Here is a 13,868-nt window from a genome sequence, read left to right on the forward strand (position 1 = left end):
TGTCCGCCGATCGACGGAAATGTCTGCCCGGCGTGCGGGTGGCCAACGGGGGCGAGGGTCCGTAGACCAGCCGATCAGATCCATTAGTCGGCCTTACTAAGCCAGCTGAGCGATGGTGCTACGACGAGCTAACGATTTTCGGCCCCGGATCGTGTCGGCACCTGCCAGTTTCGGTGTGCGCGTGGGGATCAGCTACCCCCGGATCGATACCCGAATGACTGTGATTCAACACACTCGGTGCGTTACATTGTGATCGCAGTCATACGAAAGAGGTCGACATGAGTGGTGTTCTCTTAGGCGTCATCATGGTTCTGCTCGGTGCCGGCGCTGTCGGCGCTGTCGTGGTCGCCGCCATCCTTGGCTACGGCACCGCGGCACTGGCCATCGGCATCATCTCCAGCGCCGCGTTCGCGGCGCGGACCGTCTGAGACCGCCTACCTACGTAATCGTCCACCCAGGCCCGTCGCACGGATGGCCTGGCGGGAGATCGCTGCACGCACCTCGGCTTCCGAGCCGACCACCCGCACCCGGTGCCTTGCCCGGGTGACCGCGGTGTAGAACAGCTCCCTGGTCAACAGTCGGGAATCCTCGGCGGGCAGCAGCACCGTCACCTCGTCGGCCTGGCTGCCCTGGGCCTTGTGAATCGTCATGGCGTGCATGGTCTCCGCCTCGGCCAGCCGGCCCGGTGCGAACGTCTGGTCACCGACGGCCACCCGCAACCCGGCAGGCGAGGCCACCGTCACCCCGGTGTCGCCGTTGTAGAGCTTGAGTCCATAGTCGTTGGCGGTCACCAGGATCGGCCGTCCGGCATACCACGTCGCCCACAACGGATCACCGGTCGCCTCGGTCAACCACCGCTGCACCTGGCGGTTCCAGTGCGTCACCCCGACCGGCCCGTGCCGGTGCGCGCACAACAGGCGATGCTCCTCCAGGGTCGCTTGTGCGGTGTCGACATCGCCGAGGATGCACGCCTCGCGGAGCCGAAGCGCCTGCGGTAACAACACATCCCGCAGTGCCACGGTCGATGTCGACCATTCGACATGGGCTCCGCCGGCAGCCAACACATCGAGCGCGGCATCGGCATCCCCGGTGCGCACCGCGTCGGCCAGCGTCCCGATCTGCGCGCCGAACCGGTGTGAGGTGCTCAGCGCGGCCACGCGATCGGGGCCCAGGCCGTCGACCAGATCGGCCAGCACCGCGCCGGCCTCCACCGAGGCGAGCTGATCGGGATCGCCGACGAGCAGCAGCCGGGTCTGTGGCCGCACCGCCTCCAGCAGCCGGGCCATCATCGTCAGCGACACCATCGAGGTCTCGTCGACCACGATCACGTCGTGCGGTAACCGGTTTCCGCGGTGGTGGCGAAACCGGGACGAGGTGTCGGGTCGGGCACCGAGCAGCCGGTGCAGGGTGGTCGCCGTCAGTCCGTGCAGACGGTCGCGATCCTGCAGGTCGAGCTGGCCGACCTGTTCGGCGACCGCCTCCTGCAGTCGGGCCGCCGCCTTACCGGTCGGTGCGGCCAACGCGATTCGCGGGGCGGGCCGGCCGGCCAACGCGGCCTGCTCGGCCAACAGCGCGAGCAACCGGGCCACGGTGGTGGTCTTGCCGGTGCCCGGACCGCCGGTCAGCACCGTCAGCCCCTGGGTCAGTGCCCGTTCGGCCGCGGCGCGCTGCTCGGCCCACTGGTCGGGGAACAGCCGCAACACATCCGGGAGTTCACCGGGCGGCCGGGTGGACACCAGGGCCAACACGTCGGCGCAGACCTGCTCCTCCTCCAACCAGTAACGGTCGAGATAGAGCAGGTCGCCGAACAGTCGAAGCACGGGCGGGTCGGCGGCCAAGGGGCTGGCCGCGATGGCGGCGAGCCACTCATCGGCCGCCAGGCCGGCTTCCGGGGCGGCGGCGCGTAGATCCACGCACACCGAGCCGCCGCGCAGCGCACGTACTGCCCACTGGACCGCCAACACCACATCGGCCGAGGTCTCCCCGGCCAGGGCTGTCAGTCGTTGTGCCACATGGATATCCGCGGCCTCGAACTCGGTGATCACGGTCCCCTCAGCAGATCGGCGATGGCGACGACGAGCGCCGCAGGCGGTTTCCAGCTGAACACACCGGCCGGGTTGCCGTCGGTCACCGGGGTATCCGGTCCGCACATGCCGCGCACGAACAGATACAGCACCCCACCCAGGTGCGTCTCGGGGTCGTAACCCGGTAGCCGCCAGGACAGGTAGCGGTGCAGCACAACGCTGTACAGCAGCGCCTGCAGCGGATAATCCGAATGCAGCATCGCCTCGGCGAGTCGCTCAGGCCCGTAGTCGGCGGCGGTCAGCGGTGCGTCGCCCACCCCCAGCCAGTTCGTCTTGTAATCCACCACCAGGTAACGCCCGCCGATACGCAGCACCGCGTCGATGGAACCGGACAGATACCCGTGTAACGGCTGGGCGCCCAGCGATCCCGAGGACAGCCGGTCGATGTAGCGGCGCATCGGGTCCCCCGCGGGCAGATGCGTGGCCAGCAGCGTGGCCAGGTCGGTCAGCCGCGCGAACCCGCCGACGGTGCCGTCGCCGCCGGCCAACGGAATCTCGAAGTCCAACTCGCACAGGCGATCGGTCAGCCCGATCTGGCGCAGTGTGACACCCGGAGCCAGCGGCCCCAGGTCGGTGTCGTGCAGCGGCACCAGTGCTGCGGCCAGCTCGGCAGCAGGCACCGTCACCGGCCACTGCGGGCTGTGGCGTTCGATATGGCCGACCAACTCGGCCGCCAGGTCGACTGCGTGCGGGTCGGCGGTCTCCAGGACGGCGTGCACCAGCGATCCGAAGGCCGCGCCGACGGGGAGCAGCGCCATCGGGGATGGGACGTCCGCGCCGGTGGCCGGCGCCACCAGGGCGATATCGGCCACCTCGTCGTCCAGTTCGGCGATCTCGGGCTCACTGGATACCGGCGCCTCCTCTGCCGAGCGCAGCAGACCCGAGTACGAGGTGCGTCGCCATGACAGATCGATGGGGCGGTGAAAACGCCGGATCGCGAGATCATCCGGTGCCCCGGCGAGGTCTGGGGCGGGCACGGACTCGATCACCGAGTCCTCTAGCACGGGTCCACCCGCATCGGCCCATTCCTGCAGCCTTGCCCTGGCATCGGCGTCGGAGAGCCGGTCCGGCGAGCACACGGCGGGCACCTGCGCCTCCCCGGGCCGGCGTCCGCGCAGCAACCGGGAGAGCCCGCCGTTTCGTTCATCCCATGACGGTGCCCACCAGGCCACCACCTGGGAGCAGGCCCGCGTCATCGCCACATAGGTCAGCCTGCTGTCGTTGGCGGCGGCCTCGGCCTTGCCTGCGCGCAGAACGTCCGGACCGGCCTCCCCGACGTGCAGGCACCGGGTGTCCCCATCGTGATAGAGCACCGGGTTCGGTTCGGGTGCATACCGATTGAACGCGAACGGCAGATAGACCACCGGATACTGCAACCCCTTGGACACCCATACCGTCATGATCTGCACCGCGGCGGCATCGCTGTCCAGCCGTCGGTTGCGCTCGGTGGCCCCACCATCCTCACCGGTCTGGGTGCGCAACCAATCCCGCAGCGCGGGAAGACCGTAACCCTCCCGGTGCGCGGTCTCCTGCAGCAGCTGCGTCACATGCGACAGGTCGGTCATCAGCCGCTCGCCGCCCTGCCAGGACAGCACCTGCGTGCCCATCCCGGCCAGCTGAGCCGCCTCGAACACCGCGGCGACCCCGCGCTCGCGGGCGTGCCCCGCCCAGCTGCGCAACTCCTCGGCCACCCGATCGGTCAACGCATCGCCGCCTGCGGCAAGGGTTTCGGCGGTCTCGCGGAAGAACAGCGTCGACGCCGCGGCGCGTACCAACCCGGACCGGTGCGGTTGGTCGAACGCCTCAAGCAGGCACAGCCAGTCGTGTGCGGCACGAGAGGCGAACACGTTCGAGTCCCCGGTGTAGACCGCCGGAATCCCGGCCTTGGCCAGCGCCGCATCACAGGCCCTCGCGTCCCGGTGGGTTTCGACGATCACCGCGATATCGCGCGCCTGCAGCCGCCGGCCGTCGAAGGTGGCCCCGCTGTTCAACAACGCACCGATATCGGCGGCCAGATCGCCGCCGATATGGGTGCGCAACCGATCCATCGAGATGGTGCGGGTACCGGTGCCGGTGCGTGAGACAACCCGCAACCGGAACGGGTCGTTGCGCGGGGCGCCGGCCAGCCGGGTGCCTTGATGGTGGGCCTGAACATCGTGCACGACGATCTCGGGGCCGCCGAGCTGGGCGCCGCCGAGCACCACCTGCAACCGCTCGACCAGAGCGGCATCGCTGCGCCAGTTGGTGCCGAGGGTCTGCTTGTCGCCCGCGGTCTGCGCGGCGCGCAGGTAGGTGTCGATATCACCGCCGCGGAACCCGTAGATGGCCTGTTTGGGGTCGCCGATGAGCACCAGCGTGGATCGCCCGGCGAAGGCCCGTTCCAAGACCTGCCACTGCACCGGGTCGGTGTCCTGGAACTCGTCGACCATCACCACCGGCCAGCGCTGCGGCATCTGCACCCGTGCCGCCGAATCGGGGTCGTCGAGGGCATCGGCCAGCCGGGTCAGCAGGTCGTCGTATCCGAGGATGCCGTTGCGGCGCTTGCGGATCTCCAGCTCGGCCAACACGTCCCGGGTGAACGACAGCGCGACGGCGGTGCCCGAATCGGGATCGGGCTCCAGCGGGCGCAGTTCCGCGGCCGGGTTGCGGACGACCTGTTTGGCAAGCTGTCGGGCATCGCGGTAGGTCAGCGCGGGGTGGTCGCCGTCCTGGCCGAACCGCGCCAGATAGTGATCGTCGACGATCTCGGATACCAGCTCGTCGAGGTTCTCCACCAGGGTCAGACCGCTGTCGCTGTCACCGGCCACGCCGAGCGATTTCAGCACGATGCTGCAGAACTGGTGGGTGGTCGCGATGGTGGCCGCGTCGAAACCGGCGAGCGCATCGCGGAGGCGTTGATGCCTGGCGTCGTGATCGTCGGCGATCAGGTGCCGCAGCAGTTCATTGTCCGCCAGGCTCGGATCCTCGAAAGCCGCGATGGCTTCGACGATCTGGCCACGCACCCGCTCACGCAGTTCCTGGCTGGCAGCGCGGCCGAAGGTGATCAGCAGCATCTGGTCCAACCCGGCCCGATTCTCGGCGACCATCCTGGTGACCAGACCGGCCAGGGCGAACGTCTTTCCGGTGCCCGCACTGGCCTCCAGGACCGTGGTGCTGCCCGGTGCCGGCAGCGCACCGGTCAGATCGAAAGTCTTCACCGCACGGCCTCTTCGGCGTCCAGCAGCGGCAGCCACAGCCGGGCCGCGTAGTCGGGCAGCCCGTCGAGATCGTCCAGTGCCGCGTCGCGGCCCCAGACCCGCTCGATAGCCGGGTCGTCGCGCTCGTTGCGCCACCGGTAGGAGGCGGGCTGGTGCGGATCGTCACCGGCCTGGCGGGCGGCGGCCCAGGCATAACTGGTTTTGATGGGGAGCGGGAGCGGACGACGCCGGCCTTCGTCGTACATGGACACCAGATCGCGCAGCAGGTCCGTGGCGTCCTGCGGTGGGGCCAGCCCCGTCAGGCGGGGCTGGACGCCGCGCGGTGGGCGGCCGATGCAGACCGCCGACCACTGCGCACCGCGCGCCGCGGTCAAGGCCAGCAACGGAATCCAGGCTGCCAGCAGATGTTGTGCGCCGAGTTTGGAATAGGTGACGTTGACCAGACGGTCGCCGAAGACCAGCGGCACCGTGCCGGTCAGGCGACGACCCGCCCCCAGGTCGATGTCGACGTCGAAGGCCTGACCGTCGGCGCCGCGGTAGCGCAGCGCCTCGGCGGCCAGTAACGCGGCCTGATCCCGCAGTTCGATGGCGCGCCGCCAACCGAGCTTGCCCGGAGGTAGTGTGCCGCGGCGCCATTCGGCCTGCTGGGCATCCTGGGGTGTCATACCGCGCATGATGTCGCCGAGCATGCGGTCACCGACCGTCCACTCCGCAAGGGCATCGATCTCGACCGGCATGCCATCGGAGACGCCGTCGACATCCCAGGGCAAGGTGTAGTCCAGGGCGCGGAAGAAGCCCTTCACCGGATTCTTGAAGAAGGCGATCAGATCGGCCAGAGGCACGTCACCGGCGACCGTGTCGGGCAGCGGACCGGACACGAAACTCGGCTGGGTGCGGCGCCGGCCCGCCATCGCCTCGGCGGTGTCGAGAACCGTGCGATCGAAGCTGAAGGGCTGGTCCGGGATCAGGCTACCCGGCCGGACGTTCTCGATATCGAAGGGCTGCAAGGGGTGCCGGGTCACCACCGGATGGCCTTCGGACGTTTCCGCGGTGGCACGGACGGCGTCGAGCAGTTCGGCGATCGGTACGGCGGGCGGGCGCGGCTGTCCGGTGTATTCGTTGGCGCCGGTGTAGGTGATCACCAGGGTCTCGGTGGCCGCGCCTATCGCGTCCAGGAGGAGCTGTCGGTCCTCGGAGCGGGTGTCGCGTTCGCCGGTGTGTGGGTCGCGGGCCAGGATGTCGTCACCGTCGACGACACCCCGGCGGGGAAAGACGCCGTCGTCGAGTCCGACCAGACACACCACCCGATGCGGGACCGAACGCATCGGCACCATGGTGCACACCGTGAGCGTGCCCGTCCGGAAGTTGGCGCGGGTCGGGCGGCCGGCCAGCTGCCGATCCAGTAAGGCGCGAATATCGCTGAGTCGCAGTGGAACCGGGTTGTCCACCGCATTCTCGGCGATGCGGGCGAACTCGCGGTGCACCTGGGCCGCGGGCCAGTCCTCCTCGGCGAGGGCCAGGGATTCGATCGCCTCGGTGAGGGTCTGCAGCCAATCGTCCAACTGCCGGCTACCTGTCATGGCGCGCACCGCGTCGGTGAGCCGCTCGACGAAATCGGCGAACCGACCGGCGAGCTCGACCCGATTGCTGCTGACATCGTCCAACGGCAGTGTGGTGCCCAGCCACGCGTGCGAGTCATCCGACATCGCGACACCGGCCAGAATGCGGTCGAGTCCGAATCGCCATGTGTTGTGCAGGTATTCGACCCCATAGGGTCGGCGGTGGTGCTGGTCGAAACCCCAGCGGATGTTCGCTTCCCGCACCCAGGCGGTGATGGTGTCCAGATCGTCATCGGTGAAGCCGAACCGCATCCGCACCGGCGCCGCGCCCGCGAGGTTCAGCACCTCGCTGGCCTGGGCGCGCCCACCGGCGAGCGTGAGCAGCTGGCCGGCCACTCTCAGCAGCGGATTGGTCTGCACCAGTGCGCGATCGGCGAGGCGGACGCGCAGGCGGTGCGCCGGGTGCGCGTCGTGCACGACGTCACCGAGACCGAATCCGGCGGTGATCAGCGGGGCGTAGGTCTCGATATCGGGGCACATCACCAGGATGTCGCGTGGCTCCAGGGTGGGATCGTCGGCGAGCAGACCCAGCAGGACCTCGCGCAGGACGTCGACCTGACGAGCCGCGCCGTGGCAGGCGTGGACCTGCACGGAGCGGTCGGTGCGCAGGTGACGGCGGCCCGCCGGGCGCACCGCGTCGGCGGCGATATCGGACTGCAGCCAGCCCAGCATCGTGTCGGGATAGCTTGCCGCAGGGAGGTATTCGTCGGTGTCCGGCTCCGGCAGGCCACGTTGCAGCTCGCGTAGGTCGCGGCCGAGGGTGGCCAGCAGCGGATGCCCGACGGCGCGATGGTCGGTGTCTTCACGGCGCGGGATGCTGCCGCGCCGTCCGGCCAATGCCCGCCACAGCGGGTCGCTGGGATGGGGCAGCCACAGGTGCAGGTCGTGCTGTGCGGAGACGGCTTGCAGCAATTCGATCTCGGTGGCGGGGATGCGGGTGTGGCCGAACAGCGACAACCGGGGCGGCAGCGCGCTCGGTGCGGTGCGCAACTTCTCGACCGCGTCGCGGTGCGCGATATGCGGCGGATCGGCGGCGACGCGTGCGACCAGCCGTTCCCACAGCGGGCGCTGCCACGACAGATCGGCGGGCATGTCGTCCCAGTCGATCAGCAGGCCGGGGCGTTGGCGTGCGTAGGAGGAGAACAACCCGGCCAGCCGGCGGGCGACCGCGTAGCGGCGGCCCTGTCGCAGCTCGCGCTCCTCGCCGTCGGCGAAATGGCCGAGGTGGTTGGCCAGCGTCGTGCACCAGGGCTCGTCGAGACTGTCGTCGATCACCGCCAGCAGCGGCCACACCATGGCGTCGGGGGCCCACGGATCGCCGGTATCGATACCGGTCAGTTCGGCCAGCAGGGAGCGCGGGTTGCGGAACTCGATGCCTGCGCAGACCCCGAGCCGATTGGCCAGCCGCTGACCGAGCCAGCGCTCGACACCCTTGGCGGGCACCAGCACCAACTCGGTGGCGAATGGATCGGCCATCGGTTCGGCGAGCATCGATGCCAGGCCGTCGGCGAGCGCATCGGTGCGCTCGGCACGGTGCAGGTGCAAGGCCATCGCCGCTCAGCGTAACGGGCTGGGCACAAAGCAAGACAAGACAGGTGAAGGTCGGGAAAACACCCGTGCGTTCGGTCTAGGCTGCCGGGGACGACGACGCGTGCCACGGCACGACGACAGAGGGAGTGGGCGTTGATCAGGACACTTGCAGTCAGCGGAGCTGCGGTCCTTGCGCTGTCGGTGGCGGGTGCCCCGACGGCTTCGGCTGCGACGGCATGGACGATGCCCAACTTGCGGGGGCTGAGCCTGGCCGATGCGCAGGCGCTGTACGACACGACGGTCAAGGATGCCGGCGGTCCGCAGCTGGAGGTCATCAACGCCTACGTGGAAAGCTGGACCATCCGGGCTCCGAGCATGTGGGATGTCTGCAAGCAGCAGCCCGCGGCGGGCAAGACCCTCAGCGCCAAGACCTGGACCGCGATCGCGGTCAACAAGCGCGGCGACTGCTAGTAGGTAGTGCGGGCCGGCCCACCCGGGACCGGACCGCCAGCAGGGCGCACGCGATGACCGCGGTGCCGCCGATGACCGTGACCGCGGTGATGGGCTCGTGTAACAGTACCGCGGCCCACCCGATGCTCAGGATCGGTTGAGCCAGTTGGATCTGGCTGACCTGTGCCAGCGGACCGATTGCGAGGCCGCGGTACCAGGCGACGAAGCCGAGGAACATGCTCACCACGCACAGGTAGGCAAAGCTCGCCCACTCGGTCGGCGTGCCCGTGGGCGGATGCGACACGATCGCATGAACCGTGAGCGCCGCCATGATCGGGGCGGCCGCCACCAGCGCCCACGAGATCGTCTGCCACGCACCGAGGCTCCTGGCCAGCACGCCGCCCTCGGCATAGGCGACGGCACAGACCACCACGGCCGCGAACAGCAGGCCATCGGCCGGTTGCAGACGTCCCATGCCGCCCGCATGCACGGCCGCGAAGGCGACGGCGGCGACTGCCCCGGCAGCGGCGGCGCACCAGAACGTCGCAGTCGGCCGTTCCCCGGTGCGCAGCACGGAGACGAAGGCCGTCGTCGCGGGCAGCAGCGCGATCACGACGGCGCCGTGGCTGGCGTGCGTCTGTGTCAGCGCGAACGACGTCAGGACGGGAAAGCCCAGCACGGCGCCCGCCGCGACGATGCCCACGCTGATCCACTGGCCTCCGGTGGGCCGGCGCGAGCGGGTGACCAGCAATGCCGCCGCGGCGATCGCGGCGGCGACGACGGCGCGCGCGCTACCGACGAAAAGCGCCGACAGGTGGCCCGCCTCGACCGCGATGCGCGTCAACGGGACGGTCAACGAGAACGCCAGGACACCGACACATCCCCAGGCGAGTCCCTGTCGGGGGTGCGATAGCGCGGAGGCGCGTTGCGCGGTAGCGCTACTCTGATCCTTCATGATCGACAGTAGCAGTGCGCGGATCGAGCGTGAACTCCAACGGTGGGTGGCCGCGGCTTCCCCGGGTGAGCGCCTGCCGTCGACACGGGAGCTGGCCGCCCGCTACGGGGCCGGCCCGGTCACCGTCCAATCGGCACTGCGGTCACTGGCCGCGCGTGGGCTCATCGAGACCCGACCGGGCGTCGGCGCTTTCGTCAGCGCGACGCGAGCCGTCGGACCGCGCGATTACTCATGGCAGACCGGCGTCTTACGATCGGGCGCCATCGCCGCGCAGGCACCCGCGGCATTGCGTTCGCCGCGGCCCGGCGCGATCGCGCTGCATTCGGGATACCCCGATCGCGAGCTGCTGCCCGAACGGCTCGTCCGCGCGGCGCTCACCCGGGCAGCGCGCAGCGACGCGGCGCTGGAACGCCCCGAACCCGAAGGCATGGCGAGTCTGCGCGCCTGGTTCGCCGCCGAGCTCGCATCGCAGACGCCCGCCCATCTCACCGCCCCGGCCATGCGGGACGTGCTCGTGCTTCCCGGCAGCCAACTCGGACTCGGCGCGCTGTTCCGCAGCATCGCCGGGCCAGGAGGCGCGCTGCTGATCGAGTCACCGACCTACTGGGGCGCCATCATCGCCGCGCGGCAGGTCGGCGTGACGTTGGTTCCGGTCCCCGCCGGGCCGGCGGGTCCCGATCTCGATGCGTTGGAGCGCGCCTTCGCCGAGACCGGGGCCCGTGCTTTCTACGCGCAACCGAGCTTCGCGAATCCGACTGGTGCCCAGTGGAATTCGTCGACCGGTTCCGATGTCCTGGAGATCGTCCGACGGCATCGGGCCTTCCTCATCGAGGATGACTGGGCGCACGATTTCGGGATCGACACCGACGCAACTCCGCTGGCGGCCCGAGATGACAGCGGCCACGTGGTCTACCTACGGTCCCTGACCAAGAGCATCTCGCCGGGCATCCGGGTTGCCGCGGTCATCGCGCGAGGCCCGCTGCACACCCGACTGCTCGGCGAGCTGCACGCGCAATCGATGTATGTCAGTGGCCTGCTGCAGACGGCCGCCCTTGATATCGTCACCCAGCCGGGCTGGCAGACGCACCACCGCGCGCTGCGCAAGATGCTGCGCGCCCGACGCGATCTGCTCGTCGATGCGATCTCCACCCACCTGCCGGAGGCGACGGTCTCGGCGCTACCACCCGGTGGGCTGAACCTCTGGGTGCGGCTGCCCGACGGGGTCGACCTCGATCGGCTCATCAAGGACACCGAATCGCGGGGTCTGGTCATCGCCGGTGGCGACCAATGGTTTCCGGCCGAGCCTACCGGACCCTACCTGCGCCTGAACTTCGCGGGCCCGGACCCGGCGGCCTACGACGAGGCCGCCGTCATCCTCGCGGAATCACTTGCCGCGCAGCGCTAGCTGACCGACTTCTTGTATTCCTCGGCCAGCCCGTCGATACCGGCCTGGATAGCGTCGATCGCGATCTGGCGGGCCTTGACCTTGCTGGCCAGGTGGGCCTTGAGGTTCAGGGTGGCGGCGTACTCGGCGCCGATCTCCTGTGCGCGCACCAGCACGGCCTCGTGCTCGACGATCTCGTCCACCCAGCCGGCGTCGATCGCCGCGTCACCGGCGAACACCGCGGCCACCGATACCGCGCGCGAGTAGGCCGGCGGGGTCAGCCGCATCCGCATGATCTCCAGTGCGGCCTGGGGGATGACCATGCCGATGGCCACCTCGTTGGCCTGGAAGCGCGACTTCACCGATCCGACCCGGTGGTCACCGGTCAGCATCAGGAACGATCCCATGGCGATCGCGGGCCCGGTCGAGGCCATCACCACCGGGGCCGGGAAGGTCAGCACGCGCAGCGCCAGTTCGAATCCGCCGCGCAGCATGCCGTACCCGGCCTCGGCATCTCCGGAGGCGAAGACGCTGAGTTCGAATCCCGCGCTGAACACGCGCCCGTTACCCGCCAGCACCACGGCCTTGACGGTCCCGGCCTCGACATCGGCGGCGGCCTGGTCGAACGCGGTGTTGATGGCGGCCTGCATCGCCGGTGAGAGCGCGTTGACCTTGCCGTCGTCCAGGGTGATGGTGGCGACGGATTCGTGCACGGCATAGGTGGCGGTCATAGGTCCGGATGTTACGGAGCGTGCTGGCGAATTCCGATGGCGGGGCTGGAGTGATGCCGTCCGGTGGGCTGTTGCGCTGCGGGCTGGCTGCCATTGTGTGCCGGGCCGGTGTTCCACGGGAAGTCGAGTTGGGCGGTTTCGTCGCTCTGTCGGGTGCGCCACCCGTCCTGGGTCTCGCGCACCGCCTGGTTCATCCGCTCGATCTCCGCGCGGTAGACCTCGGGTCGGGTCTCCTTGGACGCGTAGTGGAAGTAAGTGAGCACGCTGCGCAGCAGCTCCAGCTTCTGCTTCTCCCGCTTGGCCAGGTCGTGGGTGGTCAGCAGTTCGAGGCGTTGCACGGGTTGCAGTGTGGCCCAGTCGAGGACGACGGCGGATTCGAAGTCGCGGGTGCCGGCCCGGTAACGGACGGTGCCCTCGAACCGGGAGCCGATCTGTTCGCCGAACTCCGCACGGCTGATCGCCGAGTCCCACACTGTTCGCCACTCCTGCCCGGGCGCCAGCTGGGTGAGTTCGCTGGGCAGTGTCAGTTCGGCGATCTCGGGTAGCCGGTCAGGGTAGCCGTCCTCGTATCGCCCGACGGTCAGCGGGGTGGCGAACTCCAGTCGGATGTCCTGGGCGGCGGTCTGTCCGAAGTTACGCACCACCAGTTCGATGACATGCCAGTCGGTCGGGTGGGGTTCGATGAAAACGGACACATGCGGCCGTATTTCATCGCTTCTGAGCTGGCGGTTTCGCTTCAACGCGCGGCCAGTGAAGATCAGCGCCGCCAGCGCGAGGGCCAACCCCGCCCATGCCGCGATCGCCAACCATCCCGTCGAGCCGAGGCCGGACAGGTCGGCCCACCGATCTTTGAACCAGTCCACCGTGACCTCATGTCGTCGAAAGCGAATACCGAACTTCGCTGATGATCGCACACGATGGGCGATACGGCGTTGCTGGTACGCCTTCTAGGAGGCGGTGGCCAGCACCCTTACCGGTGTCGGTGCGGTGCGTTCGGTAGCCAGCAGCCGCTCGCCACGGTCGAGCCAGTCGAGGTCGTGCCACTGCACGCGGGCGGGCAGGCGCCGCCAGTACCGCGGGTGGTTGTGCAGGTGCATCTGCACGCTGGCGTGTACCGCCGCGGTCTCGGGCAGTCTGCGCAGCGGAAGCGTCAGCGCCGAACTGTCGGGCTCGGCGTGCACCGACGGGGCGGTGTCCAGTCGCAGGCCGGCCTGCGTGGCACCGTCGAGCATCCACTCCAGGGTCAGGGCGCCACCGACGATGTCGCGGTGGGTTCCGCGGAACCACACCTCATTAACGCCGTCGACGCGCTGCCACGACGGGCCGCCGTCGATGGCGAGGGCGTGGCGGCCGTCGGCGACGTCCACGGGCCCGCCGGCACCGCGGATGGGTGTGCTGTCCCATAGGCCGAGGAAGCGCACCGGCACCGCGATATCGTCGTGCTCGGCCAGTCCGGCGGCCACCTCGGTGACGCGGCGCCATTCCTGTGCCGAGCGTTCGGTGCGCGGCAGCGCGTAAGTCGACAGCATGTAGTCGCGCAGTTCGCCGTCGAGCACGCCGATGGTGCTCAGCAGCCGCGCCAAGGCTTGTGCGCATGACGCGCCGCTGCCCGCACCGAAGACATAGACCGGGTCGCCGGGATGCCAGTGTTCGGTGAGGAAGTCGTATGCCGCCGCGACCGCCGCACGCGCTCGGTCGGCGCGTCGGCTGGTGTGTCGATGCCAGCTGATCTGATCTGCGGGATCGACGCGGCGGAACAGCGCCGCGGCATTGGTTTCCCCCGCTTGGTCGAAGCACAGCACGATATTCGTCACGGCAACCCCCCGGTATGCACTTGAATCGAATCCTGGCGAATCATTCTGCCAAGCTCGCTCGTCGCAACCAAGGCGGAATCTCGCCCATGACGATAGCTCTGTCG

The 13,868-nt window shown here is 69.3% G+C and carries 10 protein-coding genes; 3 read left to right on the forward strand and 7 right to left on the reverse strand.

Annotation, left to right across the window (positions count from 1 at the left end; translation table 11 throughout):
* Positions 1-278 precede the first annotated feature (278 nt).
* Positions 279-428, forward strand: a complete 150-nt coding sequence (locus PGN27_RS18860; protein WP_169740070.1) for a hypothetical protein — start codon at positions 279-281, stop codon at positions 426-428.
* A 6-nt stretch (positions 429-434) separates the two neighbouring features.
* Here PGN27_RS18860 and recD read toward each other — a convergent pair whose 3' ends face one another.
* From recD to recC, 3 genes are read right to left on the reverse strand one after another with little or no spacing between them, the layout of a single operon-like run.
* Positions 435-2,045: an exodeoxyribonuclease V subunit alpha gene (recD, locus tag PGN27_RS18865; RefSeq protein WP_335327483.1), complete on the reverse strand. Its 1,611-nt coding sequence runs from the start codon at positions 2,043-2,045 to the stop codon at positions 435-437.
* The gene (locus tag PGN27_RS18870; protein ID WP_335327484.1) at positions 2,042-5,281 is read right to left on the reverse strand and encodes a UvrD-helicase domain-containing protein; all 3,240 of its coding nucleotides are present in this window, start codon (positions 5,279-5,281) and stop codon (positions 2,042-2,044) included. Before PGN27_RS18870 ends, recD begins: the two co-directional genes overlap by 4 nt.
* Positions 5,278-8,451 carry an exodeoxyribonuclease V subunit gamma gene (recC, locus tag PGN27_RS18875; protein WP_335327485.1) on the reverse strand — a complete coding sequence of 1,058 codons (3,174 nt, stop codon included), beginning with the start codon at positions 8,449-8,451 and terminating at the stop codon, positions 5,278-5,280. The genes PGN27_RS18870 and recC overlap by 4 nt, the downstream gene beginning before the upstream one ends.
* 132 nt (positions 8,452-8,583) lie before the next feature.
* Between recC and PGN27_RS18880 the strand changes: the two genes are divergently transcribed.
* Positions 8,584-8,901 (forward strand): PASTA domain-containing protein, encoded by a 318-nt coding sequence (locus PGN27_RS18880; protein ID WP_335327486.1) that lies wholly within the window; start codon positions 8,584-8,586, stop codon positions 8,899-8,901.
* Here the strand turns inward: PGN27_RS18880 and PGN27_RS18885 are convergent.
* Positions 8,879-9,835, reverse strand: a complete 957-nt coding sequence (locus PGN27_RS18885; RefSeq protein WP_335327487.1) for a DMT family transporter — start codon at positions 9,833-9,835, stop codon at positions 8,879-8,881. The two genes, PGN27_RS18880 and PGN27_RS18885, sit on opposite strands and share 23 nt — an antisense overlap.
* On the opposite strand from PGN27_RS18885, the gene PGN27_RS18890 reads away from it, so the two are divergent.
* Positions 9,834-11,240: an aminotransferase-like domain-containing protein gene (locus PGN27_RS18890; protein WP_335327488.1), complete on the forward strand. Its 1,407-nt coding sequence runs from the start codon at positions 9,834-9,836 to the stop codon at positions 11,238-11,240. The genes PGN27_RS18885 and PGN27_RS18890 overlap by 2 nt on opposite strands.
* Here PGN27_RS18890 and PGN27_RS18895 read toward each other — a convergent pair.
* The 3 genes from PGN27_RS18895 to PGN27_RS18905 form a co-directional block, all read right to left on the reverse strand.
* Positions 11,237-11,950 (reverse strand): crotonase/enoyl-CoA hydratase family protein, encoded by a 714-nt coding sequence (locus PGN27_RS18895; protein WP_335327489.1) that lies wholly within the window; start codon positions 11,948-11,950, stop codon positions 11,237-11,239. The genes PGN27_RS18890 and PGN27_RS18895 overlap by 4 nt on opposite strands.
* Before the next feature lie 11 nt (positions 11,951-11,961).
* Positions 11,962-12,813: a DUF8453 domain-containing protein gene (locus PGN27_RS18900; RefSeq protein ID WP_335327490.1), complete on the reverse strand. Its 852-nt coding sequence runs from the start codon at positions 12,811-12,813 to the stop codon at positions 11,962-11,964.
* 84 nt (positions 12,814-12,897) lie between these two features.
* Positions 12,898-13,764 carry a phospholipase effector Tle1 domain-containing protein gene (locus PGN27_RS18905; protein WP_335327491.1) on the reverse strand — a complete coding sequence of 289 codons (867 nt, stop codon included), beginning with the start codon at positions 13,762-13,764 and terminating at the stop codon, positions 12,898-12,900.
* Positions 13,765-13,868 lie beyond the last annotated feature (104 nt).

The sequence above is a fragment of the Mycolicibacterium neoaurum genome, from assembly GCF_036946495.1.
GTDB classification, from domain to species: domain Bacteria; phylum Actinomycetota; class Actinomycetes; order Mycobacteriales; family Mycobacteriaceae; genus Mycobacterium; species Mycobacterium neoaurum_B.